General features: G+C 64.0%; 24 protein-coding genes and 2 pseudogenes. 11 read left to right on the forward strand and 15 right to left on the reverse strand.

The window, feature by feature from the left end; all coding sequences use genetic code 11:
* Positions 1-7: 7 nt before the first annotated feature.
* Together QA640_RS16695 and QA640_RS16700 are read right to left on the reverse strand one after the other, a co-directional pair.
* A pseudogene (locus QA640_RS16695) lies at positions 8-355 on the reverse strand (transposase); the annotation flags it as partial.
* A gap of 89 nt (positions 356-444) precedes the next feature.
* A pseudogene (locus tag QA640_RS16700) lies at positions 445-603 on the reverse strand (helix-turn-helix transcriptional regulator); the annotation flags it as partial.
* 21 nt (positions 604-624) lie between these two features.
* On the opposite strand from QA640_RS16700, the gene QA640_RS16705 reads away from it, so the two are divergent.
* The 3 genes from QA640_RS16705 (at position 625) to QA640_RS16715 (ending at position 3,151) form a co-directional block, all read left to right on the forward strand.
* The gene (locus QA640_RS16705; protein WP_283041687.1) at positions 625-867 is read left to right on the forward strand and encodes a hypothetical protein; all 243 of its coding nucleotides are present in this window, start codon (positions 625-627) and stop codon (positions 865-867) included.
* A 100-nt stretch (positions 868-967) separates the two neighbouring features.
* On the forward strand, positions 968-1,708 hold the full coding sequence (locus QA640_RS16710) for a metallophosphoesterase family protein (RefSeq protein WP_283041688.1): 741 nt from the start codon (positions 968-970) through the stop codon (positions 1,706-1,708).
* 3 nt (positions 1,709-1,711) lie between these two features.
* Positions 1,712-3,151: a bifunctional serine/threonine-protein kinase/universal stress protein gene (locus tag QA640_RS16715; protein WP_283041689.1), complete on the forward strand. Its 1,440-nt coding sequence runs from the start codon at positions 1,712-1,714 to the stop codon at positions 3,149-3,151.
* 88 nt (positions 3,152-3,239) lie between these two features.
* On the opposite strand, the gene QA640_RS16720 is transcribed toward QA640_RS16715, so the two are convergent.
* The 3 genes from QA640_RS16720 to rpe all read right to left on the reverse strand — a co-directional run bounded on the left by QA640_RS16720 (position 3,240) and on the right by rpe (position 5,642).
* Positions 3,240-4,201 (reverse strand): IS630 family transposase gene (locus tag QA640_RS16720; protein WP_283037252.1). Its coding sequence is split into 2 segments (ribosomal slippage): positions 3,240-3,865 and positions 3,865-4,201, totalling 963 coding nucleotides; the frame shifts between segments, so codons are not numbered across the junction.
* 90 nt (positions 4,202-4,291) lie between these two features.
* The gene (locus QA640_RS16725; protein WP_283041690.1) at positions 4,292-4,483 is read right to left on the reverse strand and encodes a hypothetical protein; all 192 of its coding nucleotides are present in this window, start codon (positions 4,481-4,483) and stop codon (positions 4,292-4,294) included.
* A gap of 457 nt (positions 4,484-4,940) precedes the next feature.
* Positions 4,941-5,642: a ribulose-phosphate 3-epimerase gene (rpe, locus tag QA640_RS16730; protein WP_283041691.1), complete on the reverse strand. Its 702-nt coding sequence runs from the start codon at positions 5,640-5,642 to the stop codon at positions 4,941-4,943.
* A 256-nt stretch (positions 5,643-5,898) separates the two neighbouring features.
* On the opposite strand from rpe, the gene QA640_RS16735 reads away from it, so the two are divergent.
* Positions 5,899-6,702, forward strand: a complete 804-nt coding sequence (locus QA640_RS16735) for an EF-hand domain-containing protein (RefSeq protein WP_283041692.1) — start codon at positions 5,899-5,901, stop codon at positions 6,700-6,702.
* A 10-nt stretch (positions 6,703-6,712) separates the two neighbouring features.
* On the opposite strand, the gene QA640_RS16740 is transcribed toward QA640_RS16735, so the two are convergent.
* Both QA640_RS16740 and QA640_RS16745 read right to left on the reverse strand, forming a co-directional pair.
* A complete protein-coding gene (locus tag QA640_RS16740; RefSeq protein ID WP_283041693.1) occupies positions 6,713-7,708 on the reverse strand; it encodes a P1 family peptidase in 996 nt (331 codons plus the stop codon).
* Positions 7,709-7,770: 62 nt separating this feature from the next.
* On the reverse strand, positions 7,771-10,551 hold the full coding sequence (locus QA640_RS16745) for a PAS domain S-box protein (RefSeq protein WP_283041694.1): 2,781 nt from the start codon (positions 10,549-10,551) through the stop codon (positions 7,771-7,773).
* A 291-nt stretch (positions 10,552-10,842) separates the two neighbouring features.
* Between QA640_RS16745 and QA640_RS16750 the strand changes: the two genes are divergently transcribed.
* Complete coding sequence (locus QA640_RS16750) at positions 10,843-11,220, forward strand: response regulator (RefSeq protein ID WP_283041695.1); 378 nt, start codon at positions 10,843-10,845, stop codon at positions 11,218-11,220.
* A gap of 70 nt (positions 11,221-11,290) precedes the next feature.
* On the opposite strand, the gene QA640_RS16755 is transcribed toward QA640_RS16750, so the two are convergent.
* From QA640_RS16755 to QA640_RS16775, 5 genes are all read right to left on the reverse strand, one after another.
* Positions 11,291-12,409: a branched-chain amino acid ABC transporter substrate-binding protein gene (locus QA640_RS16755; protein ID WP_283041696.1), complete on the reverse strand. Its 1,119-nt coding sequence runs from the start codon at positions 12,407-12,409 to the stop codon at positions 11,291-11,293.
* Positions 12,410-12,562: 153 nt separating this feature from the next.
* Positions 12,563-13,306 (reverse strand): ABC transporter ATP-binding protein, encoded by a 744-nt coding sequence (locus QA640_RS16760; RefSeq protein ID WP_283041697.1) that lies wholly within the window; start codon positions 13,304-13,306, stop codon positions 12,563-12,565.
* On the reverse strand, positions 13,303-14,136 hold the full coding sequence (locus QA640_RS16765; protein WP_283041698.1) for an ATP-binding cassette domain-containing protein: 834 nt from the start codon (positions 14,134-14,136) through the stop codon (positions 13,303-13,305). Before QA640_RS16765 ends, QA640_RS16760 begins: the two co-directional genes overlap by 4 nt.
* Positions 14,133-15,461: a high-affinity branched-chain amino acid ABC transporter permease LivM gene (livM, locus tag QA640_RS16770; RefSeq protein ID WP_283041699.1), complete on the reverse strand. Its 1,329-nt coding sequence runs from the start codon at positions 15,459-15,461 to the stop codon at positions 14,133-14,135. Before livM ends, QA640_RS16765 begins: the two co-directional genes overlap by 4 nt.
* Before the next feature lie 12 nt (positions 15,462-15,473).
* Complete coding sequence (locus tag QA640_RS16775) at positions 15,474-16,391, reverse strand: branched-chain amino acid ABC transporter permease LivH (RefSeq protein ID WP_283041700.1); 918 nt, start codon at positions 16,389-16,391, stop codon at positions 15,474-15,476.
* Between the two features lie 264 nt (positions 16,392-16,655).
* On the opposite strand from QA640_RS16775, the gene QA640_RS16780 reads away from it, so the two are divergent.
* Together QA640_RS16780 and QA640_RS16785 are read left to right on the forward strand one after the other, a co-directional pair.
* The gene (locus QA640_RS16780; RefSeq protein WP_254111720.1) at positions 16,656-16,817 is read left to right on the forward strand and encodes a hypothetical protein; all 162 of its coding nucleotides are present in this window, start codon (positions 16,656-16,658) and stop codon (positions 16,815-16,817) included.
* Between the two features lie 186 nt (positions 16,818-17,003).
* Positions 17,004-17,582: a hypothetical protein gene (locus QA640_RS16785; RefSeq protein ID WP_283041701.1), complete on the forward strand. Its 579-nt coding sequence runs from the start codon at positions 17,004-17,006 to the stop codon at positions 17,580-17,582.
* Here the strand turns inward: QA640_RS16785 and QA640_RS16790 are convergent.
* The 3 genes from QA640_RS16790 to QA640_RS16800 form a co-directional block, all read right to left on the reverse strand.
* On the reverse strand, positions 17,544-17,936 hold the full coding sequence (locus QA640_RS16790; RefSeq protein WP_283041702.1) for a carboxymuconolactone decarboxylase family protein: 393 nt from the start codon (positions 17,934-17,936) through the stop codon (positions 17,544-17,546). The two genes, QA640_RS16785 and QA640_RS16790, sit on opposite strands and share 39 nt — an antisense overlap.
* A 114-nt stretch (positions 17,937-18,050) precedes the next feature.
* The gene (pcaD, locus tag QA640_RS16795) at positions 18,051-18,833 is read right to left on the reverse strand and encodes a 3-oxoadipate enol-lactonase (RefSeq protein ID WP_283041703.1); all 783 of its coding nucleotides are present in this window, start codon (positions 18,831-18,833) and stop codon (positions 18,051-18,053) included.
* Positions 18,834-18,848: 15 nt separating this feature from the next.
* The gene (locus QA640_RS16800; protein ID WP_283041704.1) at positions 18,849-20,204 is read right to left on the reverse strand and encodes a 3-carboxy-cis,cis-muconate cycloisomerase; all 1,356 of its coding nucleotides are present in this window, start codon (positions 20,202-20,204) and stop codon (positions 18,849-18,851) included.
* A 168-nt stretch (positions 20,205-20,372) separates the two neighbouring features.
* On the opposite strand from QA640_RS16800, the gene QA640_RS16805 reads away from it, so the two are divergent.
* From QA640_RS16805 to QA640_RS16820, 4 genes are all read left to right on the forward strand, one after another.
* A complete protein-coding gene (locus QA640_RS16805) occupies positions 20,373-20,819 on the forward strand; it encodes a carbon monoxide dehydrogenase subunit G (protein ID WP_283041705.1) in 447 nt (148 codons plus the stop codon).
* Positions 20,820-20,953: 134 nt separating this feature from the next.
* Positions 20,954-21,439 carry a (2Fe-2S)-binding protein gene (locus tag QA640_RS16810; protein ID WP_283041706.1) on the forward strand — a complete coding sequence of 162 codons (486 nt, stop codon included), beginning with the start codon at positions 20,954-20,956 and terminating at the stop codon, positions 21,437-21,439.
* Positions 21,440-21,478: 39 nt separating this feature from the next.
* Positions 21,479-22,285 carry a xanthine dehydrogenase family protein subunit M gene (locus QA640_RS16815; RefSeq protein WP_283041707.1) on the forward strand — a complete coding sequence of 269 codons (807 nt, stop codon included), beginning with the start codon at positions 21,479-21,481 and terminating at the stop codon, positions 22,283-22,285.
* A 36-nt stretch (positions 22,286-22,321) separates the two neighbouring features.
* Complete coding sequence (locus QA640_RS16820; RefSeq protein WP_283041708.1) at positions 22,322-23,230, forward strand: MoxR family ATPase; 909 nt, start codon at positions 22,322-22,324, stop codon at positions 23,228-23,230.
* The last annotated feature ends 95 nt before the right edge of the window (positions 23,231-23,325 follow it).

The raw sequence follows: 23,325 nt of genomic DNA on the forward strand, positions 1-23,325 counted from the left end.
TGTCCGAGATGGTTTTTTTGAAGCTGAGCTTCTCGGCATGTACGAAGTCCCACACCGAGTGGTAGTCGACCTTCAGGCCGCGGCCGGCAAGCTCGGCAACGAGACCACGGATGGTGAAATCGCCGTCCTTGATCCGCTGCGACAGCCAGACGGCGTGGTCTCCCGAAACAGCCTTCGGCTTGTGACCGCCCATCTGGCCGGGTTCAACGCTGCCGGTCTGCTCGACCCGCTGCATCCAGCCGATAGCCGTGCTGATCGCTACTCCAAACTGTTTGGCCGCCTGATTGCGGGACATCCCGCCCTCGATCGCAGCCACGACACGCTTGCGAAGATCCAGAGAATACGGCTTGCCCATCCATGCTGGCCTCCGTCCAGCCAGCATGATGAATCAGAAACAAGCTGATTTGGGAATCCCAAATCGATTCAACTTAACCCCATCCCGCTTTAAACCCGGGTCAGCCCGCAGCTCGCGGCCAGCCGCACGAGTTGTGCATCCGTCCGTGCGCCGGTCTTCGTCTTGATCAGGTAGTGATAATTCTGCACAGTCTTCACACTGAGATTGAGGTACGAGGCGATCTGCTCGGTGGTAGCGCCGCTGAAAAGACCCATGCTGCGGAGAACGAGATGGCGGCAGGACGCCCGCAGGGCGGACGCGCCGCGGATTTTGGCGGCGGTGACGGCACCATCATCGCCATGGTTCGGGAATATGTGACACCCAAGGCAGTGATCGAGACGGCCGGCGGCGATTCATCGACCGGCGAATTCAGGGCTCCGCCGGCGGGCAGCGAGCAGGGACGCGGTGTTCACGCCGTTGCCGCCGCCCAGAGTGCCCCCCAAGGACGAGCAATAGATCCCGACACCGGCTGAGCGGCGCCGGCTGGTCAACAGCCGCGTGCTGTCGCATCTTGTTGACGTCCCTCAAATTGGCTTTATCGGCATACGAATAGAGTTTGAAGATGGAGGACGCGTGCGACTGGCCGTCTTTTCGGATATCCATGGCAACCGGCAGGCCTTTGCCGCATGCCTGAAGGTGGCGCGCGAGCGTGGCGCGGAGCGCTTCGTCCTGCTTGGCGATTTCGTCGGCTATGGCGCCGATCCGGAATGGGTGGTCGATACCGCGATGGAACTGGTGGCTCGCGGCGCCGTCGCTGTGCGCGGCAATCACGACCAGGCGGTCCAATCGTCCTCCGAGACCATGAACGCCGAGGCGCAGATCGCGATCGAATGGACCCGCGGCCGGCTCGATGCCGCGCAGCGCCGCTTCCTCGCCGAGCTGCCGATGTCCGTTGCGGATGCCGACCGCCTCTATGTGCATTCGGAAGCCTCGCAACCGACGCGATGGCACTACGTCCGCTCGACGACGGACGCCGCAAAAAGCCTGATCGCCACGCCGTGCCACGTCACATTCTGCGGCCACATCCATCGTCCGGCGCTTTATTCGATGTCTGTGACCGCGAAGATGACGAGCTTCGTGCCCAAGACCGACGTTCCCGTGCAGCTCCTGCGGGGCCGGCAATGGCTCGCGGTGATGGGCTCGGTCGGCCAACCGCGCGACGGCGATCCCTCCGCCTGTTTCACGCTGTTCGACACCGAGAGCTGTCAGATCACCTATTGCCGTGTACCCTATGACATCGAGGCGGCGGCGAGCCGGATCCGAGAGAACGGCCTGCCGCATTGGCTGGCCGACCGGCTGTCGCAGGGGCGCTGAGCGATGCCGAAATCCCTGGTCAAGGTCGGAGCTGAGATCGACGGCTTCATGGTCGGTGAATGCGTGCATGCCGGCGGCATGGCGATGCTGTGGACGGTCACCCATCACGGAATCGACGCGCCGCTTCTGATGAAGGTTCCGCGGGTATCCGAGGGCGAGGACCCGGCAGCCATCGTCTCATTCGAGATGGAGCAGATGATCCTGCCACGGCTCGCGGGCCCGCACGTGCCGCACTGCTTCGGCACCGGCGATTTCGCGCGCCAGGCATATGTTGTGATCGAGCAGCTTCCCGGCACCACGCTCTATCCACGGTTGCCCGATCTGCCGCTGCCATATGAGGAGGCGCGCGTCCTGGTCGCGAAGATCGCGACAGCCCTTGCCGATCTGCACCGGCAGAACGTGATCCACCACGACATCAAGCCGAGCAGCATCATGTTCCGGGCAAGCGGCGAGGCGGTGCTGATCGACTACGGCCTGTCGCACCACGACCATCTGCCAGATTTGTTGCAGGAGGAGTTCCGGCTGCCCTATGGCACCGCGCCCTATATGGCGCCGGAGCGACTGTTGGGCGTGCGCGACGATCCTCGCAGCGACCTGTTTTCGTTGGGCGTGCTGCTCTATTTCTTCACAACGGGCGAGCGTCCGTTCGGCGAGGGCGAGACGCTGCGCGCGATGCGGCGCCGGCTATGGCGCGATCCGCATCCGCCGCGCAAATTGCGTCCCGACTATCCGCCCTGGCTTCAGGAAATCGTGCTTCGGTGCCTGGAGATTGAGCCGGTCCGGCGCTATCCGACTGCCTCACAGCTTGCCTTCGATCTCACCCATCCCGACAGGGTGAGGCTCACTGCGCGCTCGGAGCGGCTCAAGCGCGATCCGCTTTCGGTCGCCTGGCGGCGTCGCTTCAATCAGGAGGCGACGCAGCCGCGGCCGAAATCGGACGTGGCGGCACAGATCGCCTCGAGCCCGATCCTTGCGATCGCGCTCGATACCGCCGGAGGCGCGCCTGAATTGAATGAGGCGCTGCTCGTCACGACCGAGCGGATCCTGGCTACGCTACCCTCGGCGCGGCTCGCCTGCGTCAACGTGCTGAAGCTGAACCGTCTCGTGATCGACCGGACGCTCGACGACGACGGATCCAACAAGCATATCGACCGGATGGTCGCGCTCAGGCATTGGGCGACGCCGCTCAAGCTCGACGAGAGCCGGCTTACGGTTCATGTGCTGGAAGCGGTCGATCCGGCCGCCGCGATCCTCGAATTCGCCGAGATCAATCAGGTCGACCACGTCATCATCGGGGCGCGGCAGAGCTCGTTCAGGCGCACACTGCTGGGCAGCGTTTCATCGAAGGTCGCGTCGGAAGCAACCTGCACCGTCACCGTGGTGCGGCCGCCGAGAATGGCCGCGGATTCAGAAGCGGTGAGGGCAGGCGAAGCTGCCGGTTAGCTAGCGCACGATCTTGAAAAGTGTGCAGCGGATTTCAGGCGCGACAAACGCGGAACGCGTTTGCGCGAAGCTCAAGCGCGAGCGTGGCTTAGAGCGTTAGCCGATCAGATTGCAAATAGCCGGCGGCGGCGAAGTAGTTCCTAGACTCTGCGGGCGTGTAGGTGTCGACGATGCGCCCGATCGCATCCCAAAGGCCGCCGATGGTCCGTTCGGCGGCCTTTCGCAAGTGTGCTTTGAGCTTGGCGAAGGCGTTCTCAATCGGATTGAGGTCGGGGCTGTAGGGCGGGAGATAGAGGAGCGTGGCGCCGGCCGCCTCGATCATCTTGCGTATGCGTGGTCCTTTGTGGCTGGACAGGTTGTCCATGATGACGATGGCGTGTTCCGGCAGCTCGGGGACGAGCACTTTTTCGACATAGGTCTCAAAGGCGTCGCGGTTGATGGGGCCATCGAGCACCCATGGAGCGATGATGCCGTTCGTGGTGAGGGCGGCTACGCAGGTTGTCGTTTTCCAGTGACCGTGAGGAATGCTGGCCCGCAGGCGTTCACCGCGCCGGCAGCGGCCGTGTGTTCGCGCCATGTTGGTCGATGCCCAAGTCTCATCAATGAAGACGAGGCGATCCCGGTCGAGCTTGTCCTGGCTCTCGCGCCAAGCCTCGCGGTCCTTCAAAACGTCCGGACGGTTCTGCTCTGCGGCATGGGCAGTCTTTTTTTGCGCGTGATCTTGTGACGTTCGAAGAAGCGGCGGATCGTGCCATAGCCAAAGGATAGGCCTTGTTTGCTCAAGCTGTGCCGCAATTCCTCAATGGTGATATCGGGCGACGCCTCGAGCAAAGCTATGATCGCCGCCTGGTGAGCATCGATCCGGTGCGATTTGCGATCACCGCCTTGAGCCTTTGGCAGAGCATCGCCTTGCTCCCGCTCGCGCGTTCGCCAACGGCTTACGCTGGCCGGGCTCACTCCAAATCGCTCAGCAGCCTGCCGGCCTGAAACGCCGCTCTCAATACAGCTAAGAACACGTTCGCGAAGATCCATCGACAACGGTTTCGCCATGCTCGCCGGCCTCCGGTCCCGGCCAACAGCTTGAATCAGGAAACCGCTGATTTGGGAATCCCCAACGATTCAGTAAGATGGGCTACCGCTCTAGACGGCGTGCGCGCCGTGCCCGCCGCGCTTGCGGCGGATCGGCAGCCAGAAGTCCGGGCCGGCGTCGCTGCTGTCTGGACCGACGCCGAAGAACTGGATGATCTCGCGGCAGGGTTCGCAGTGGAATAGATTGCGGGAGGTGGCTGCCTTCGACATCTCGTTCAGGCAGTTGGGGCAAAGCGGTGTCATCAAGTGATTCCAGAAAGGGATTTCAGTGCCGACGCTGTGACCAGAACTGGTCCAGGTCCACGATCTCGGACCCGGTGTCGTCATTGGCCTCACACGCGGTACGCGCGAGTGACCGAAGAAATAATTGAGGTCCGGATGCGGGCGCCGCGGGATGCTGGCGTTCAGCTCCGGTAACGAATGAGATGGATGATGTGGGCGGAACGAGCCACAACCTTCACCGGTCGCGGGACATAGAAGCAGCGTGCCACTATCGCTGCATTCAAGCCAAGCCACAACGTCACGCCAGTGCAGACCAGGGTCATCGTCATGATGTGCTCCCGTCAAGAAGGGGAGTGCTCTTGTGCATTGATTTGTGCGAATCAGGGAAGCTGGTATGAATACGGGGGTACGATACAATGCGAAGTGTGTCGCGGCGCAACACCCGTAGAAACCCGCAGTATATTTCTTGCGCGCTGATTCAGATCGCTTCGCCGCGCGCGTTTGCGGCAGCACCGCGGATCGCGTCGATGTTGGTCTTGTAGGCCTCTTGCGTGCCACCGCGGAACACCGCGGTGCCGGCGACGAAGGCGTTGGCGCCGGCCGCCGCCAGCGCCCCGGCGACGTCGGGCCCGACGCCGCCATCGACCTCGATGTCGATCGGCCTGCCTGCGGTCATCGCGCGGATGTCGCGGATCTTGCCGAGCGCGGAGGGAATGAAGGCCTGTCCGCCGAAGCCGGGATTGACCGACATCACCAGCACGAGATCGATCAGGTCAACGACGTATTCGATCGCGCTGATCGGCGTGCCCGGGTTGAGCGAGACGCCAGCCTTCTTGCCGAGCGCGCGGATTGCCTGAAGCGAGCGGTGCAGGTGGGGACCTGCCTCCGCATGCACGGTGATGTGGTCGCAGCCGGCCTTGGCGAAGGCCTCCAGATAGGGATCGCAAGGCGAGATCATCAGATGCGCGTCGAAGATCTTCTTGGTGTGCGGACGCATCGCCTTGATGACGTCGGGGCCATACGAGATGTTCGGAACGAAATGCCCGTCCATGACGTCGAGATGCATCCAGTCGGCGCCGGCGGCATCGACAGCGCGCACCTCTTCGCCGAGCCTGGAAAAATCCGACGCCAGGATCGACGGCGCGATCACCAGGGGGCGGAGTGCGAGGGCTTGGGTCATGGGCACAGTTTCCCGAAAAAGCCGTTGGGCCGTGTGACGATGGGCCTCGCCTAACATGGGCGATGCGGGGGAGCAATGCAGGGGAGGCGCTTCCTATGGGCGGAAAATTCTGCCGCGCCCGGCACGAATTGCCGGTGTTTCCGACGGCGCGAGGCGCGGGAAAGCCGGATTTGATTGAGTTTTTTGCGCTGGCACGCCGCTTGCTGACTGGGTCTGAGCATTGGCCGCGGCTTGCCGCATCGTCTGGAGCTGTCGAATGTTGTTCGCCCTTGGTGCCGTATCGGGTGCGCTCGACGCGTTGCAGTCGTTGACGTCCTCGAAGACGTCCTCGACGCAGCAGACCGGCTTCACGCAAGGAGCGACCAGCCCGTTCTCGATCGAGAGCGGCAGCAGCACGACGAGCGGCGCGAGCTCGTCGGTCAACTCCAGCAATTGTCCGCAGATCTCGCCTGAGACGATGAGCGCGCTGATTGCGGCGCAAAGCCAGTCGTCGGCGAGCACGAGCAGCTCCTCCAGCTCGGCCTCGTCGACCTCGGTGAGCCCGCAGCACGCCCTGAAGGATCTGTTCTCGCAGATCGATGGCGATCGCGACGGTAAGATCACCAAATCGGAATTCGAAAACGCGCTGGGAGCGGGCGGCACCAATCTGGGGCAGGCCGACGACGTCTTCTCCAAACTCGACACCAATGGCGACGGCAGCGTCAGCCTCGACGAGATGTCGAAGGCGCTGAAGGGCGGGCATCACGGTCACCACCATGCCGAAAGCGGCGGCAGCTCCAGCGGCTCCGGCGACGCCAGCGGCTCGGGCGGCAGCTCCGATCCATTGACCGGGGCGACCTCGACGTCCGTGACCAACAGCGACGGCTCGACCACGACCACCGTCACCTATGCCGACGGCTCGAAGATCTCGATGACGACGCCAGCTGCGTCGAGCTCCGGCTCCAACTCCAACGGTTCGAACTCGGCGACCTCGTCCTACAACTGGATCGAGCAGATGATCCAGCGCGAGGCGCAAGCCTTGTCGGCCACCGCGGCCTCGTCGCTGTCGGTCAGCGTGTAGGCCAGCGCCCCTAGCCGAACCGATCCTTCCACGAAGCCAGCGCGCCGGAGAACGGCAACGCCGTGGCGCTGTACACGCCGCGCGCGATCGCGCGCGCCACGACGTTGGCCGCGATCATGCCAAGCTCGGTCAGGCCGACGATCGGATCGATCGGCTTTTCGCAGGTCGCAGCAGCAAACAGCACGTCGCCGTCGGTCGGTGCATGCACGGGATAGATCGCGCGGGCAAAGCCGGTCTGGCCGATCATGGCGAGCCGCTTGGCTTGCGCCTTGGTCAGCGTCGCATCGGTGACGACGAGGCCGATCGTCGTGTTCTCGCGCGGGCTCGCGGCCGGCCCGCCCTTGATGCGCATCTTGAGCATGTCATCCGTGAAGGTATCCGGCAGGCCGCATCCGCCGAACTCGCTGCCCACCTCGAACGGCGCGGCCCAGAACCAGGGGCCGTCGCCGACCGTCACGCTACCGACCGCGTTGACTGCGGCGATCGCCGCGACCTTGACGCCGTTGCTGGTCACGGCGGACGCCGAGCCGAGCCCACCCTTGAAATTCGCCGTCGTGGCGCCGAGGCCGGCGCCGACGCTGCCGAGCGCGAAGTCCGTGCCGGCCGAGGCTGCCGCGGCGTAGCCGAGGTCGCGATAGGGCGGGAAGCGGCCCCAGGCCTTGTCGCCGCCATTGAGGAGATCGAACAGGATCGCCCCCGGCACGATCGGGATCAGCGCCTCGCGAACCCGGAATCCGCGGCCCCGCTCGGCGAGCCAGGCCTGCACGCCGCCGCCCGTCTCGAGCCCGAACGCGGAGCCGCCCGACAGCGCGATGGCATCGACGCGCTCGACGGTGTTGGCAAGGTCGAGCAGCGCGTCCTCGCGCGTCCCGGGCCCGCCGCCGCGAACGTCGATCGCCGCGACCGCCGGCTCGTCGAACACGATCGCGGTTACACCCGAGGCGAGCTTTTCGTCGTGGGCGTGCCCGACGCGCACGCCGACGACGTCGGTGAGGAGGTTCTTCAAGGCGGCACTCCCGGCGCTGCAAGCGGCAGTGCCTTCAGCGATAGCGCAGGTGCAAGCCGCACTCAACTGGCGAGCGCGGTGCGGAGCATCCTGGCGAGCTCGGACTTGCGGTAGGGTTTCGCGAGCAGCAGCACGCCGGAATCGAGCCGGCCGTGATGGACGATGGCGTTCTCGGTATAACCTGACGTGAACAGCGTGCGCAGCGCAGGCCGGCGCTTGGCCGCCTCGTCGGCGAGCTGGCGGCCGTTCATGGCGCCTGGCATGATCACGTCGGTGAAGAGCAGGTCGATATCGGCATTGCTGTCGATCAGCGTCAGCGCTTCCGCCGCATTCGCCGCTTCCAGCGCGTCGTAGCCGAGGCTCCTGATCTGGGTCACGACATATTGGCGTACCAGCGCGTCGTCCTCCACGATCAGGATCTTTTCATCGCCGCCCTCGACCGGCGCATTGCGCATCGCCTCGAGCGGGGTCTCCTGCACGCCGGTCGAGCGCGGCAAATAGATCTTCACGCTCGTGCCGTGACCTTCCTCGCTATAGATCTTGACGTGCCCGCCGGACTGCTTGACGAAGCCGAACACCATGCTCAGCCCAAGCCCTGTACCCTTGCCGACCTCTTTGGTCGTGAAGAAAGGGTCGAAAACCCGCTCGATCAGCGCAGCCGGAATACCGGTGCCGGTGTCGCTCACCGCGATCATCACGTAGTTGCCAGCGATGATGTCGGGGTTCATGCTCGCATAGCCTTCGTCGAGGAAGATGTTGCGGGTCTCCAGGACCAGCGTTCCGCCGTCGGGCATGGCGTCGCGCGCGTTCAAGGCGAGGTTCAGGATCGCGGTGGTGAGCTGGCTCGGATCGACCAGCGCCGGCCAGGCGTCCTCGGTCAGTTGCGGCGTGATGGTGATTTGCTCGCCGAGCGTCGGATGCAGCAGTTTGGCGGCTTCCACGACCAGCGCGTTGGGGTCGACCTCGCGCGGCTGCAGCGGCTGCTTGCGGGCAAAGGCGAGGAGATGCCTGGTCAATTGCGCGCCGCGTTCGGCCGCATCGTCGATCAGCCTGGTGATCGCCGCCAGGTCGGGCCGGTCGGCAACCGCCTCGGACAGGATCTCGATCGTGCCCGCGATGACCGTGAGCACGTTGTTGAAATCATGCGCGACGCCGCCGGTGAGCTGGCCGATGGCGTCCATCTTCTGCGCCTGCCTGAACTGCGCCTCAGCCGCCTGCTTTTCGGTGAGGTCGCGTCCGATGAAGAAATGGCGCTTCACCGGCTCCGACCAGGTGCCCATCCAGTTCAGCGTAACGTCGTGCCCGTCTTTGTGGGGATAACGCGCCTCAAAGCTGCGCTTGGTCAGGCCGCGCCGCGCGGCGCGCATTTCCGCGCGCGTTTTTTCGAGATCATCGGGATGGATGAACTCGGTCGCAGTATGCCCGACCATTTCCTCCGGGCCGAAGCCGAGGATGTCCTTCACGCTCGGGCTGACCTGGACGAAATTGCCGTAGCCGTCGGTGACCAGAATCAGGTCCTGCGACGTTTCGAAGATGCGTTGACGCTCCTCGACCTCGCGATTGAGCGCCGCCTGCGTTCGCTTCCGCTCCGTGATGTCGCGGACGACCTTTGAGGCACCGATGATCTTTCCGTCTGCCGATCGCAGCGGGAACAGGCTGAGCGCGACGTCGAGCGGCTGACCATTCTTGTTCACCCGCACGGTTTCATGCTGCTCGATGACCTCGCCGTTGCGCGTGCGAGCAAGGATTTCCTCCATCTCGTCGCGGTGACCTTCCGGCATGATGATGTCGATCGGCTTGCCGACGGCCTCCTTCGCCGAGTAGCCGAATACGCGTTCGGCGGCACGGTTCCAGGCGGTTATGGTGCCGTCGAGCGTCTTGGTGATGATCGCATCGTTGGATGATTCCACGACCGCGCTGAACAGCCGCTCGCGCTCGCCATGAAGATCGCGCTCCGAGGCGGATTGCCGTCGCAGCATGCCGAGCAGATCCATCGTCTGCGACTGCAGCCGGACATTCTCGATCAACAGCACCGCGAGCACGAAGCTCGCGGCGAACAGACCGTAGATGCGCCCCGCATAGAAACCGAGATCGAAACGCGCGGCGTTGACGATGGCCGAGAGCGCGATGTCGAACAGCCAGGCGCACATGACGACCATGAGCCAGACGTCGATTACGGAATGAGGCTTGCGGAACCACAGCAGGATGAGGGCCGCGAAGCTCAAGGACCACACGAAGGACACCACGACGATCATGGTCGTGGTGTAGCGGCCCTCACGCAGCAGCACCGGAAGCAGGTCGTGCTGGGTGGTGACGACCCAGGTGAAGACGGCCATGACCGCCGCGACCCCGAGCACGCTCCAAACGATGGCATGGCGGACCGGTCCTGCGATCCTGACGCCGCCTTCGGGGCCCTTCGTCCACGCATAGGCCAGCACGCAAAGCGGAAAGCCGCCGTGCCAAAGCATATAAAGCCAGACGGTGGTTTGCGGGCCGGCGCCCAGCAATCCCGTCGGCGCAAAAAGCCCGGGAAAGGTGAGGGCGTGGACGATCGCCGCCGCCGCCGTGAAGAGATACCCCGTCGCAAGCATCAACAGGGCGCGGGTGTGCAACACCGCGAATTGCGACAACAGCAGCACGGCCGTAATGATGTCGCTGACCGCGAGGGCGGATTGATAGCTCGCGACGAAGGCCGGTATGCGCGCGAGCGGCGTGCCGGCGAATGGAACGGCAAGAACGAAAAGAACCGACGAGGCGGCGACGATCGCCAATGCTGCAGTGCGATCGCTCTGCGCAGCCGGCAAGGTCGAAAGGAGGGTGCTTCGGTCGTTCGGTGCCAGCACGTTCACCTCTTGCGAGCCGCCATTGCCACTTCCAGTAAGACACTGCCCCGATCATCCTAGCCCGCTACCTCTCTGCGCGGTAGCGGGGTCTGGGCACGCGCTCTGATGGGAAGATACGCGACTCAACCGAAGGTTAGAGCTTACTTAATTTTCCTGAGAGCGAGGAGCCGACAGTGGGTAAGCTGTCCTTTACTGACTGGGGAAATAATATCTCTACCACTGTAACGGATCCCTTTCAGGGTGGCAGATTTACCGGCTGCCACCATTTTCATGACGCCGGAAGTTGTTCCCATGCCCCGCATTCTCCTGATCGACGACCAGAAGGACGTGCGGGCGATGGTGTCCATCGTGCTCCGGGTCCATCATTTCGAGGTGCTGGAGGCGGAGAGCGCGGCTGCCGGCCTGAAGGCCTTCAGTGAGGCGCCGTTCGATGCTGCGATCGTGGATATTTTCCTGGCCGAAACCAGCGGCCTCGAGGTCATGTCCGCAATCCGCGAGCGTTCCCCGGCCTTCCCGATCGTCGCCATCTCCGGCATGACCGCGCTCGACTTCATGGAGGAGGCGCCCGGTCTCGCCGGCGTGGTTTGCCTCCAGAAGCCGTTCCGGCCCAACGATCTCCTCCTGGCGCTCAAATCGGCACAGGCTGGCAGGCTCAAGGCGGCGGTCTGACTGCCGGATGCGAAAACGCCCCGGCGAACCGGGGCGTTTGTGATGGAGGCAGAAACGTTGGGAACCCTGATTAAGTGCCCTTGGCGCCGAGCTCGGCGTAGTTGCCCTTGGCATCCCACTTGTAGACGACATAGTCGATCTGCTTGATGTCGCCCTTGGCGTCATACTCGATCGGGCCCAGCACCGTGTCCCACTTGCCGGCCTTGATGGTCTCCATGACCTTCTTGGCGTCGGTGGTGCCCGCCTTCTTCACGGCCTGCGTCCAGACCTGGATCGCGGCATAGGTGTAGAGTGTATAGCCCTCCGGATCGATGCCCTTGGCCTTGAAGGCCTCGACAATCTTCTTCGCGCTCGGCTTGTTGCGCGGATCGGGTGCGAAGGTGAACAGCGTGCCTTCGCCGGCGGGGCCGGTGATCGAGGCGTACTCCTTGTCGACCAGCGCGTCGCCCGACATCAGCACGGTCTTCAGGCCCTGGTCGCGCATCTGGCGCAGGATAAGGCCCGCTTCCTGATGGTAGCCGCCGATATAGACGAGGTCGATGTTGTCTTTCTTCAGGCGCGAGACGATCGCGTTGAAGTCCTTGTCGCCCTTGTTGTAGGACTCGTAGAGCTTCTCGGTGATGCCCGCCTTGTTGAGCGCCTTCTTGGTCTCGTCGGCAAGACCTTTGCCGTAGGTGGTCTTGTCGTTGAGGATCGCGATGTTCTTGCCCTTGTAGTTCTTGGCAATGAACTGCGCGGCGATCAGGCCCTGCTGGTCGTCGCGACCACAAACGCGCGCCACGTTCCACAGCTTGCGCTCGGTGAAGAGCGGGTTGGTGGAGGCCGGGGTGATCTGAAGGACGTTGCCGTCCGCATAGGCTTCCGAGGCCGGGATCGACGACGACGAGCAGAAATGCCCGGCGACGAACGGAATCTTGGCGCCAGCGATCTTTTCCGCCACCGAGCGGGCCTGCTTCGGATCGCAGGCGTCGTCTTCGGCATCGAGCGCGAGCTTCTTGCCGCTGACGCCGCCGGCGGCGTTGATGTCAGCCACTGCCAGGTCGGCGCCGTTCTTCATCTGCCGGCCGAACGCGGACTCGGTGCCGGTCATCGGGCCCGCAACTGCGATGGTGAGGTCTTGCGCGAGCGCTGCCGTCGAAAGCGCCATGGACGCGCCAAATGCCAGACCGATGAGCTTCAGTGATTTCATGAGATACCTCGTGGGTAAGTCGTCTGTTGGGAGTTGCCGGGTAGACCCGGTTCAAACCGGCGCCATTCTTGAATGAATTTACGGAGAAGTCACCGGCAAAATACGGGCATAGGCAAAGATATCTAGCCGCGTAGTCGGGCACGGTGGGGCCGCTCAGGCGTGCCGGCCGCCTTCCAGATAGGCGGCGCGAATTTCGGGGCGCTGCAGCAATTCGGCGCCGCTGCCCGCGAGCGTGATCAGGCCGTTGACCATGACATAGCCGCGATGGGCCAGCCTCAGGGCATGGTTGGCGTTCTGCTCGACGATCAGCACGGTCAGGCCGTCCTGCCGGTTCAGGGTGCGGATCGCGTCGAAAATCTGCCGCGCGATGAGCGGTGCGAGCCCCAGCGAGGGTTCATCGAGCATGAGCAGGCGCGGGCGGCTCATCAAGGCACGCCCGATCGCCAGCATCTGCTGCTCGCCGCCGGACAGGGTTCCGCCGCGCTGGGCGAAGCGTTCCTTCAGGCGTGGAAACAGGCTGAACACGCGCTCCAGCGTCGTCTCCCGTTCCGTCTCCGTGCAGCCGGTGGCGTCAGCACCCATTTGCAGGTTTTCGGCGACGCTCATGCGCGGGAAGATGCGGCGGCCCTCCGGCGATTGGGCGATGCGCAAATGGGCGATCGCGTGGGTGGGGATGGCGGTGATGTCCTTGCTCTCGTACAGGATCTGCCCCGCGCGGGCACGCGGCTTGCCGAAGATCGTCATCATCAGCGTCGATTTGCCGGCACCGTTGGCGCCGATCAGCGCGACGATCTCGCCGGAATTGATCTCGAGGTCGACGCCCTTCAGCGCCTCGATCTTCCCATAGGCTGCGCGCAGGCCGCGGATCGCGAGCAAGGGAGTGGATGCCGCCGTCACGACCCGCTCTCCATCACCGCCATCGCCTCCTCTTCGTCGGCGCCGAGATAGGCGGCGATCACCTTTGGATCATCGCGCACCTCGCGCGGCGTGCCTTCGGCGATCTTGACGCCGTGGTCCATGACCACGATGTGGTCCGATATCTCCATCACGACCGACATGTCGTGCTCGATCAGAAGAATCGAGGTGCGCTGCTCGTTGCGAATCGAGAGCAGGAGTTCGCCGAGCGCCGCGCTCTCCCGCGCGTTCAGGCCGGCGGCGGGTTCGTCGAGGCACAGCAGGGCGGGCTCGGTGCACATCGCGCGCGCGATCTCGAGCCGGCGCTGATCGCCATAAGCGAGGTTGCCGGCCGCGTCGTCGGCGCGATCCAACAGGCCGACCCGCTTCAGCCAGGTGGTGGCGAGATCGATCGCGCTCGCCTCCGCGCTGCGATAGGAGGGGACGCCGATCAGGCCGAGAAAGGTGAGGCCCGAGGCACGCATCAACATATTGTGCTGCGCCACCATCAGGTTTTCCAGCGCGGTCATGCCGGGAAACAGGCGGATGTTTTGGAAGGTGCGCGCGACCTTGGCCCGCTTGGCGATGCGAAAGTCTTTCAGCCGTTCGATCGCGATGTCCTTGCCGTCGTCATGCGTCAGGCGGATGGTGCCGCCGGTCGGCTTGTAGAAGCCGGTGATGCAGTTGAACACGGTGGTCTTGCCGGCGCCGTTCGGCCCGATCAGCGCGGTGATCTTGTGCCGCTCGGCGGCCAAAGATAGATCCTGGACGGCGACGATGCCGCCGAAACGCATGGTGAGCTGATTGACGTTGAGGATACGCTCGCCGCTCATCCGTGCCCTTCCTTGACGAGGTCGGAGGAGATAGCCTCCGCCTTCTTGAGATACACGGTCGGCGCACGATGGCCGATCAGGCCACGCGGCCGCCAGATCATGATCAGCACCATGGCCCAGCCGAAGACCAGCATGCGATAGACCTCGAGCCCGCGGAACAGTTCGAAGCCGCCAATCATCGTCAGCGCCGCGAGCGCGACACCGAGCTGCGAGCCCATGCCGCCGAGCACGACGATGGCGAGCACCAGCGCCGATTCCTGGAAGGTGAAGGATTCCGGGCTGATGAAGCCCTGGCGAGTGGCGAAGAAGGCGCCGGCAAAACCGCCGAACATCGCGCCGGTCGCAAACGCCGTGAGCTTGGTCGTCGTGGTATTGATGCCGAGCGCGCGGCAGGCGACCTCGTCCTCGCGCAAGGCCTCCCAGGCGCGCCCGATCGGCAGACGCCGCAGGCGGATCGTCACCCAGTTGGTGAGCAATGCCAGCGCCAGGATCAGGTAGAACAGGAAGACGATGCGGTGGGTCGGCGAGAATTCGATGCCGAGCAGCGCCGCAAGTCCATCGTCACTGTTGTCGAGCGGGATTCCGAACATCGTTGGGCGCGGGATACTAGCGACGCCGTTTGGTCCGCCGGTCAGCTCCTGCCAGTTGCGGATGACGAGCCGGATGATCTCGCCGAAGGCAAGTGTCACAATGGCGAGATAGTCGCCGCGCAGCCGCAGCACAGGGAAGCCGAGCAGGACGCCCCAGAAGGCGGCGAGAATGCCGGCGAGCGGCAGGCAGACCCAGAACGACCAGCCGAATTTGGTGGCGAGCAGGGCATAGGAATAGGCGCCCACTGCGTAGAAGGCGACGTAGCCGAGGTCGAGCAGACCCGCGAGTCCGACCACCACGTTGAGGCCCCAGCCCAGCATCACATAGGTCAGCACCAGGATCGCGAGGTCGAGGATGTAGCGCTGATTATAGAAGATGACAGGCACGAGGAGGGTGAAGATCAGAAGCGCCGGCGCTAGATATGTGCCAAGGATCGACATGCCGCGTTGCACGGCGGGCGGCACCAGCTTCTCGGTGCCGACGGGGCCGATCCATTGCCGCAGCAATTCGATGACGATCGAGCCGCCGAACACGATGCCGACGATAGAGGCGAGCTCGCCGAGCCGCGTCCAGTAGGTCAGTTGCCCATCGGGACCGGCCTCGGTGCGGATGCCGATCATCAGCGAGAACAGCACCAGCGCGACGAATGCGCTGAGAAATGCTTTTTTCAGGATGAAGGGGATGCCCGCTGCTGTGCGGGTTGCGGATATAGTTTCGTGTGAGAGCGCTGTCACGCAGGCGGACCGTCAGACTTTTTCGACTTCGGGACGGCCGAGCAGGCCGGTCGGCATGAAGATTAGCACAATGATCAGGATCGAGAATGCGGCGACGTCCTTGTACTCGACCGAGAAATAGGCCGACCAGAAGGTCTCGATCAGGCCGATCGCAAGTCCGCCCAGCATCGCGCCGGGCAGCGAGCCGATCCCGCCGAGCACGGCGGCCGTGAACGCCTTGATGCCGGCGACGAAGCCCATATTGAAATCGACCACGCCGTAGTACAGCAGGTACATCAGGCCCGCGACGGCGGCGAGCGCCGCGCCGATCACAAAGGTCATGGAAATAGTGCGGTCGACATCGACGCCGAGCAGCGCCGCCATGGTCTGGTCCTGTTCGCAGGCGCGCATATCGCGCCCGAGCCGCGTGCGTGAGACCAGCCAGGTGAAGATCGAGAGCAGCACGACGGTGGCGATGACGACCAGGATCTGGATGTTGGAGAGCTGGATCAGGAAGCCGTCCGCGCTCTCATGCAGCGTATAGCCCCCGGTGATGATCGGCGGTATCGGCTTGACGCGGGCGCCCTGGGCCACCTGCGAAAAGTTCGTCAGCACGAACGACATGCCGATCGCCGACAGCATCGGGGCGAGGCGGAAGGAATGGCGCAACGGCCGGTAGGCGATACGCTCGATCGTCCAGCCGTAAAGCGCGGTGATCACCATCGCCACCAGCAGCACGACCAGCAGGATGAGGGGGACCGTGGTCAGGCCGAACGAGATCAGGATCAGGAAGGTGATCAGGGCGATGAATCCGCCGATCATGAAGATGTCGCCATGGGCGAAATTGATCATGCCGACGATGCCGTAGACCATCGTGTAGCCGATGGCGATCAGGCCATAGATCGAACCGAGGACGAAACCGTTGATGAGTTGCTGCGCGAAATAGTCCATGGGCTGCCGTTATCTGGAACTGACGCGGCTCAAAGGGAGCTCTTGAGAGAGAGTTCTTGGGCCCCGGCAGCCCTTGAGCATTCCGTTGCTTGTAACAGGAGGGAACTGGCCGCCGCAACTGGGCTGGCCTTGGTATAAAGGCTTGTACAGAGTTCATTTTGCATCCCGGTTCCACCACCTTGGGGGGGAACCCGGGTTCCCAAGCAACCAAAAGAGAGGCCGGCCGTTATCTGGCTCTGACGTCCAATAAGGGAGTTTCCCGCAATGACGAAGCAGCAGAACCAGAATCCGGGCCAGCAGAATCAGAAGCCCGGCCAGCGTCCTGATCAGCAGCAGCAGGGTGGCGGTCAGAAGCCCGGACAGCAGCAGCAGGATCCGATGCGTCAGGGCGACAAGCCCGGTCAGCATGGTCAGGACCAACGTTGATCTCGAAGCACGTTGAAGTTGTGACAGTCCCGCCGAAAGGCGGGACTTTTCCTTTTGCCCGGCTGAGGCTTATCCACAGCAGTTAAGGTAAACAAAGAGTTTAAATTGCCGCCTCGAGTCGAGGGGAGTTAGCTGCCGCAAAGGCCCGACCGGCTCGGGTCCAATGGAATCAAACGGGAAGCGGCAATGCTGAAGAACTGGCGGATCGGCTCGATCAATGGCGTGCTGTTGGCCGCCTATTTCATCCCGGCCTGGACGCTGATTGCCTTCAACATCATGGTCGCCCCCGTGCACGGCCTCTATGAGCGGCCAAGCGTCGCGGTGGCGCTGTTCATCAGCGACCAGCTCCAGATGTCAGGCATGAGCACGGTCCGCGCGGCGTGGCTGCTGGCGCTCGGCCGCCTCACTGTGGTGGCGTTCTTCGCCATTTTTCTGGCGTTGCTCTCGATTCCCCGGGTGCGCAGGTCCGGCGGCTCCGATGAGGCGCTCGGGATTGCGCTTTTCATCGGCAGCCTGATGTCATTTGCGAGCATGGTGATGGCCTCGAAGGTCGGCGAGATGGCCGCCCTCAGGTTGCATGCCACCGAGCTGCTGCTGCTGCTCGGCGCCGCCGTCGTGCTCCTGATCGAGCAGCCGGCCCGGCGACCTGTTGAAAGCAATGCTCTGGAAGCCAAGGTTCTGGCACCCAAGGCTCTGGCACCCAATGCTCTGGCGGCCAAGGTTCCGCTAGCTTTTGAGCAGGCCGAGCTCCTGCACAATCGCTGAGGCTTCCTTGACGGCGTGGTTGGCCGCCGGCACGCCGCAATAGATCGCCTGCTGCAACAGGATTTCCCTGATGTCGTCGGCGGTGAAGGCGCCCTCGGCGAGTGCAGCGCGCACGTGCAAACGGAATTCGTCCCATTGCCCGAGCGCGACCATGGTGCCGATGACGAGCACGCGCCGCGTCCGCTCGTCGAAATGCGGCCGCGTCCAGATCTCGCCCCAGGCGTAGCGGGTAATCAGGTCCTGGAAATCGGTGTTGAACGCATTGCGGTTGGCAACCGACTTGTCGACCCAGGCGTTGCCCAGCACCTTGCGGCGCACCTTCATGCCGGCATCGCGGCGCTTCTCGTCGTCCATGCGTGTCTCCTCCTCCGTAATTGCGAGCGTAGCGAAGCAATCCAGATATGTTTCCGCAGAGAAAGTCTGGATTGCTTCGTCGCTACGCTCCTCGCAATGACGCTTTGTGTGAAACTACCGTTGCGTCAAGAAGCCGACCACCGCGTCGGTGAAGGCGTGCGGCTGCTCGACATTGGAGATGTGGGCGGCATCGATGATGGTCATGCTGGCGCCGGGAATTTGGCTGCGGATCAATTCGCCCGCAGAGATCGGCGTTGCCATGTCGTGGCGGCCGGCGATCACCAGCGTCGGGCTTTTGATCTTCGGCAGCAACGCGCGCTGATCGAGCGTCGACAGCGCCTCGCAGCAGGCGAGATAGCCTTCGACGGGCGAGGCCACCAGCATCGCCTTCATCTTCGCGGTGATCTGCGGCTCACGCTCGCGGAAATCGGCCGTCAGCCAGCTGGCGATGACGGTGTCGGCGACGGCCGCGATACCGCCTTCCCTGACCGCCTTGATGCGGTTCAGCCAATTGGTCGGATCGGGGTAGTAGCAGCTTGTGTTGGCGAGGATGATCTTGCCGAACCGCTCGGGTGCATTGGCGCCCAGCCATTGCCCGACCATTCCGCCCATCGACAGGCCGCACCAATGCACCTTCGCGATATTGAGGTCGTCGAGGATCGCCAGCACGTCGCGGCCGAAGCGCTCCATCGAATAGGGGCCGGGGGCCACGCTTGATTTGCCGTGGCCGCGGCGGTCATAGCGGATGACGCGGAACACCTGCGTCAGCGCCTTCATTTGCGGCTCCCACATCTGCAGCGTGGTGCCGAGCGAATTGGAGAGCATCAGGGTCGGCCCGCCATCGCGGCCCTCGACGGAGACATTGAGCAGACAACCGTCGGCATCGATCATGGGCATGGCGGTGTCTCCATTCTATTCGCGGTCGAGGCTGTCGAGCAGCCGGTCGATCAAGGCTTGGGAAGCGCCTTGATAGGCCATCGGCTCAAACAATGCCGCAATTTTTTCCGGCGCAAGATGCGCGGTGACCTTCGGATCAGCCCCGAGCACGTCGCGCAGGTGCTTGTTCTCGGCAACCGCCTTCTTGCTGGCAGCCTCGACCAGATGATGCGCGTCGCTCTTGCCGATGGTCTCGGCGAGTGCGAAAGTGACGGCTTCCGCCATGATCAGGCCATGCGTCGCATCGAGATTGGTGCGCATGCGCGCGGTGTCGACGTCGAGACCCTCGGCGATGTCGACGATGGCCGCGAGCGCTCCGGAGACGACCAGCATCAATTGCGGCAGCGTCGGCCATTCCGCGTGCCACGGGCCTGCGCTGCGCTCGTGGTCCTGCACTTGAGCCGCGAATACCGTCGCGGCCAATTGCGGCGCCATCGTCGCGGCCCCAAGGGCGCTTGCGGCTGCGACCGGATTGCGCTTGTGCGGCATGGTCGAGGAGCCGCCGCGGCCTTCGCCGGCGGGCTCGAAGGCTTCGGCGACGTCGGTCTGCATCATCAGCGAGACGTCGCGGGCGATCTTGCCGCAACTGCCGGCAAGAATCGCAAGGGCCGATGCCGCCTCGGCGATTCGGTCGCGATGGGTGTGCCAGGGCGCTTCGGGCAACTGCAGGTTCAACTCCCGTGCAAGTCGTTCGGCGACGACAAGCCCCTTGTCGCCGAGCGCTGCGAGCGTGCCCGCGGCGCCGCCGAATTGCAGCGCGAGGCCTTCGCGGCGCAGCCGCCGCAACCGGCAGCGTGCGCGGGCAAGGCTTGCGGCATATTCGGCAGCCTTCAACCCGAACGGCATCGGCAGCGCGTGCTGGAGCCAGGTGCGCGCGACCATGGCGGTGTTGCGATGGCTGCGCGCCAGTGCGGCAAGCCCTTTGATGGCGCGGCTGAGGTCGGAGTCCAGCGCGTCCATCCCGGCGCGAAGCATGAGCATGGTCGCAGTGTCGATGACGTCCTGGCTGGTCGCGCCCCAATGCACGTAGCGCGCGGCCTCCGCATCGGCCTTGGCGACGTCGGCGGTCAACGCCTTGACGAGGGGGATCGCCAGATTGCCCGACCTCGTGGCGGCCTCCGCGAGCGCGGCAAGGTCGAACGCCGATGCCTTGCAGGCGGCTTCGATCGGGCCGGCCGCGCTTGCCGGAATCACGCCGGTCGCAGCTTCCGCCCGGGCCAGCGCTGCCTCAAATTCGAGCATGTTTTGCAGGTAAGCCCGGTCATCGCAGACCGCGCGCATGGCCGCGCTCGACAGCATCGGCGCAAGCAGAGGGGAGAGGGATGTGCTCATGTTGCGCGGGACCTAACCACCAAGAGCCGCGTCTGCCAATCCCAAACCGTTCGCGCAAGCTTTTTGCAGTGCGAATATGCATTGCATGTGATCGTCGGCCGCCCTTTCCTTTGCTGCGGCCCTGCGTTACTTGAGCAGCGTCGCATCAGTGATCCCGGGAGGCGGTCCATGGCCATGACAATGAACGGCGAAGTCCAGCTTGCGGCGTCGCGCGAATCCGTATGGGCCAAGCTCAACGAACCCGAGGTGCTGAAGGCCTGCATCCCCGGCTGCGAGGAACTGGAGAAGACCGACGACGGCGGTTTCCGCGCGGTCGCCAAGATGAAGGTCGGCCCGGTGTCGGCGCGCTTCAAGGGCAAGGTGATGCTCAGCGATCTCGACCCGCCGAACGGCTACAAGATCTCCGGCGAGGGCGAGGGCGGGGTGGCCGGCTTTGCCAAGGGCGGCGCGACGGTGAAGCTGTCGGAGAAGGATGGCGGCACGCTGCTCTCCTATGATGTCGAGGCGCAGATCGGTGGCAAGTTGGCGCAGCTCGGCCAGCGCCTGATCAACGGCGCCGCCAAAAAGCTCGCCGACGAATTTTTCGCGAACTTCGCCAAGGCGGTACAGGGTTAGCCCTACGCCTTAAGGCATAACTGCCTGCATCTCGGGCGATGTTGCCCGAAGGTGCAATGGCCCATATGATGGGTTGGAATAACTATAAGAACCGCTTCGCCGGGACCCGGCGGGGTGCTGACCAGAGAGTCCTGATGGCCAAAATCTCCCTTATCGTGAACGGCAGTCCCGTCAACGCCAACGTCGACCCCCGCACCTTGCTGGTGCAGTTCCTGCGCGAGCATCTGCGGCTGACCGGGACCCATGTCGGCTGCGACACCTCGCAGTGCGGCGCCTGCGTCGTGCATCTCGACGGCAAGGCCGTGAAATCCTGCACCACGCTTGCGGTGATGGCGGACGGCCATGAGGTCAAGACCATCGAGGGGCTGGCGGCTGACGGCGCGCCGCTGCATCCGATGCAGGAGGCCTTCCGCGAGCATCACGGCTTGCAGTGCGGCTTCTGCACGCCCGGCATGATTATGACCGCGATCGACATCGTCCAACGCAAGGGCCACGAGCTCGATGACCACACCATTCGCGAGGAGCTGGAAGGAAATCTCTGCCGCTGCACCGGCTACCAGAACATCGTCGCCTCGATCGCCGCCGGCGCGAAGGCGATGGCGAAATCCGACCTCGCGTAAACCGACACTCGCGCGCATCTCGCGATCAGGAAGTCCATTATGTACGAATTCAAATATCATCGCCCCGGGACCGTGCGGCAGGCGGCCAATCTCCTGGTGAAGAACGAGGACGCCAAGGTGATCGCCGGCGGCCACACGCTGATTCCCGTGATGAAGCAGCGCCTCGCAAGCCCGCCGCATCTGGTCGATCTCTCGCATATCGAAGGTCTCGACACGATCGAGATGAAGGGCCGTTCGCTGGTGATCGGCGCCACGGCGAAGCACGCCGATGTCGCGACGTCGGCCGTCGTGGGCGAGGCGATCCCGGCGCTCGCAAGCCTTGCCGGCGGAATCGGTGATCCGGCCGTCCGCCACAAGGGCACCATCGGCGGCTCGCTCGCCAACAACGACCCGACCGCGGACTATCCGGCGGCGGTGCTCGCGCTCGGCGCCACCATCGTCACCAACAAGCGCCGCCTGAAGGCGGAAGAATTTTTTCAGGGTCTGTTCTCGACCGCGCTCGAAGGTGACGAGATCATCACCAAGGTGATGTTCCCGCTGGCAAAGAAGGCGGCTTACATCAAATTTCGCAACCAGGCCTCGCGCTATGCGCTGGTTGGCGTGTTCGTGGCGCGGCGTCCGTCGGATGTGCGCGTCGCCGTCACCGGAGCCGGCTCGGACGGCGTGTTCCGCGTCACCGCCTTCGAGGAAGCCTTGAAGAAGCGCTTCTCCTCGAAGGTGCTCGACGGCATCAACGTGCCGGCGGAAGGCCTCAACAGCGATATCCACGGCAGCGCGGAGTATCGTGCGCACCTGATCGGTGTGCTGACGCGGCGCGCCGTCGACGCTGCCAACGCCAAAGAGTGATGAGCCCGGTTCGGGCGTAGCGAGACTGGCTCTTTCATGATTGCAGCGGCACTGCCGGCATCGGTCGATGCGATGCTCGAACTCCTCACTTCGCACCGCTACCTCGCGGAGCGGTCGCTGGCGACGGTGACGTACCTGTCGCTGCGGATGGGGCGGCCGCTGTTCCTGGAAGGCGAGGCCGGCGTCGGCAAGACCGAGATCGCAAAGGTGCTGTCGGCGGCCCTGGGCCGCAAGCTGATCCGCCTGCAATGCTATGAGGGCCTCGACGTCTCCTCCGCGGTCTATGAGTGGAACAGCGCCGCGCAGATGATCGCGATCCGGATGGCGGAGGCCGCCGGCGATACCGATCGCGAGCAGCTCTCGTCCGACATCTTCGCCGACCGTTATCTGATCAAGCGGCCGCTGCTCCAGGCGCTGGAGCCCGACGTTGCAGGCCCGCCGGTGCTGCTGATCGACGAGCTCGATCGCGCCGACGAAGCATTCGAGGCGTATTTGCTCGAAATCCTCAGCGACTTCCAGGTGACCATCCCCGAATTCGGCACCGTGAAGGCGCCGCATCCGCCGATCGTCATCATCACCTCCAACCGCACCCGCGAGATCCACGACGCGCTGAAGCGGCGTTGTCTCTATCACTGGGTCGACTACCCCTCCGCCGAGCGCGAGCTCGCGATCATCAAGACGCGCGTGCCTGGCATCGCGGCAAAGCTGTCGCAGCAGGTCGTGCGCTTCGTGCAGGCGCTGCGCAACCAGGACTTCTACAAGTCGCCAGGCGTCGCTGAGACCATCGATTGGGCGACGGCACTGTCCGAGCTCGACGCCCGTTCGCTGACGGCGCAAGTGGTTGGCGACACGCTGGGGGCGCTGCTCAAGTATCAGGACGACATCGTCCGCATGCAGGGCGATGCCTTGCAGAAGGTGCTGAAGGACGCGACGAGCGAGAGTTAGCTCGCGCCATGAGGAAGGTCGTCATTTCCGGGGGGCCGACAGAGCCGCGAGCCCGGAATCCATCGGGCCGCACGGACTGCGGGGAATGGATTTCG

Source organism: Bradyrhizobium sp. CB82, assembly GCF_029714405.1.
Classification (GTDB): Bacteria; Pseudomonadota; Alphaproteobacteria; order Rhizobiales; family Xanthobacteraceae; genus Bradyrhizobium.

Excerpts from the sequence above, each read along its gene's own strand:
- QA640_RS16705 (WP_283041687.1), top strand. The coding sequence starts at position 625 with ATGGCGGCAGGACGCCCGCAGGGCGGACGCGCCGCGGATTTTGGCGGC.
- QA640_RS16715 (WP_283041689.1), top strand. The coding sequence starts at position 1,712 with ATGCCGAAATCCCTGGTCAAGGTCGGAGCTGAGATCGACGGCTTCATG.
- QA640_RS16725 (WP_283041690.1), bottom strand. The coding sequence starts at position 4,483 with ATGACACCGCTTTGCCCCAACTGCCTGAACGAGATGTCGAAGGCAGCC.
- rpe (WP_283041691.1), bottom strand. The coding sequence starts at position 5,642 with ATGACCCAAGCCCTCGCACTCCGCCCCCTGGTGATCGCGCCGTCGATC.
- QA640_RS16735 (WP_283041692.1), top strand. The coding sequence starts at position 5,899 with ATGTTGTTCGCCCTTGGTGCCGTATCGGGTGCGCTCGACGCGTTGCAG.
- QA640_RS16750 (WP_283041695.1), top strand. The coding sequence starts at position 10,843 with ATGCCCCGCATTCTCCTGATCGACGACCAGAAGGACGTGCGGGCGATG.
- QA640_RS16755 (WP_283041696.1), bottom strand. The coding sequence starts at position 12,409 with ATGAAATCACTGAAGCTCATCGGTCTGGCATTTGGCGCGTCCATGGCG.
- QA640_RS16765 (WP_283041698.1), bottom strand. The coding sequence starts at position 14,136 with ATGAGCGGCGAGCGTATCCTCAACGTCAATCAGCTCACCATGCGTTTC.
- QA640_RS16775 (WP_283041700.1), bottom strand. The coding sequence starts at position 16,391 with ATGGACTATTTCGCGCAGCAACTCATCAACGGTTTCGTCCTCGGTTCG.
- QA640_RS16780 (WP_254111720.1), top strand. The coding sequence starts at position 16,656 with ATGACGAAGCAGCAGAACCAGAATCCGGGCCAGCAGAATCAGAAGCCC.
- QA640_RS16785 (WP_283041701.1), top strand. The coding sequence starts at position 17,004 with ATGCTGAAGAACTGGCGGATCGGCTCGATCAATGGCGTGCTGTTGGCC.
- QA640_RS16790 (WP_283041702.1), bottom strand. The coding sequence starts at position 17,936 with ATGGACGACGAGAAGCGCCGCGATGCCGGCATGAAGGTGCGCCGCAAG.
- pcaD (WP_283041703.1), bottom strand. The coding sequence starts at position 18,833 with ATGCCCATGATCGATGCCGACGGTTGTCTGCTCAATGTCTCCGTCGAG.
- QA640_RS16800 (WP_283041704.1), bottom strand. The coding sequence starts at position 20,204 with ATGAGCACATCCCTCTCCCCTCTGCTTGCGCCGATGCTGTCGAGCGCG.
- QA640_RS16805 (WP_283041705.1), top strand. The coding sequence starts at position 20,373 with ATGGCCATGACAATGAACGGCGAAGTCCAGCTTGCGGCGTCGCGCGAA.
- QA640_RS16810 (WP_283041706.1), top strand. The coding sequence starts at position 20,954 with ATGGCCAAAATCTCCCTTATCGTGAACGGCAGTCCCGTCAACGCCAAC.
- QA640_RS16815 (WP_283041707.1), top strand. The coding sequence starts at position 21,479 with ATGTACGAATTCAAATATCATCGCCCCGGGACCGTGCGGCAGGCGGCC.
- QA640_RS16820 (WP_283041708.1), top strand. The coding sequence starts at position 22,322 with ATGATTGCAGCGGCACTGCCGGCATCGGTCGATGCGATGCTCGAACTC.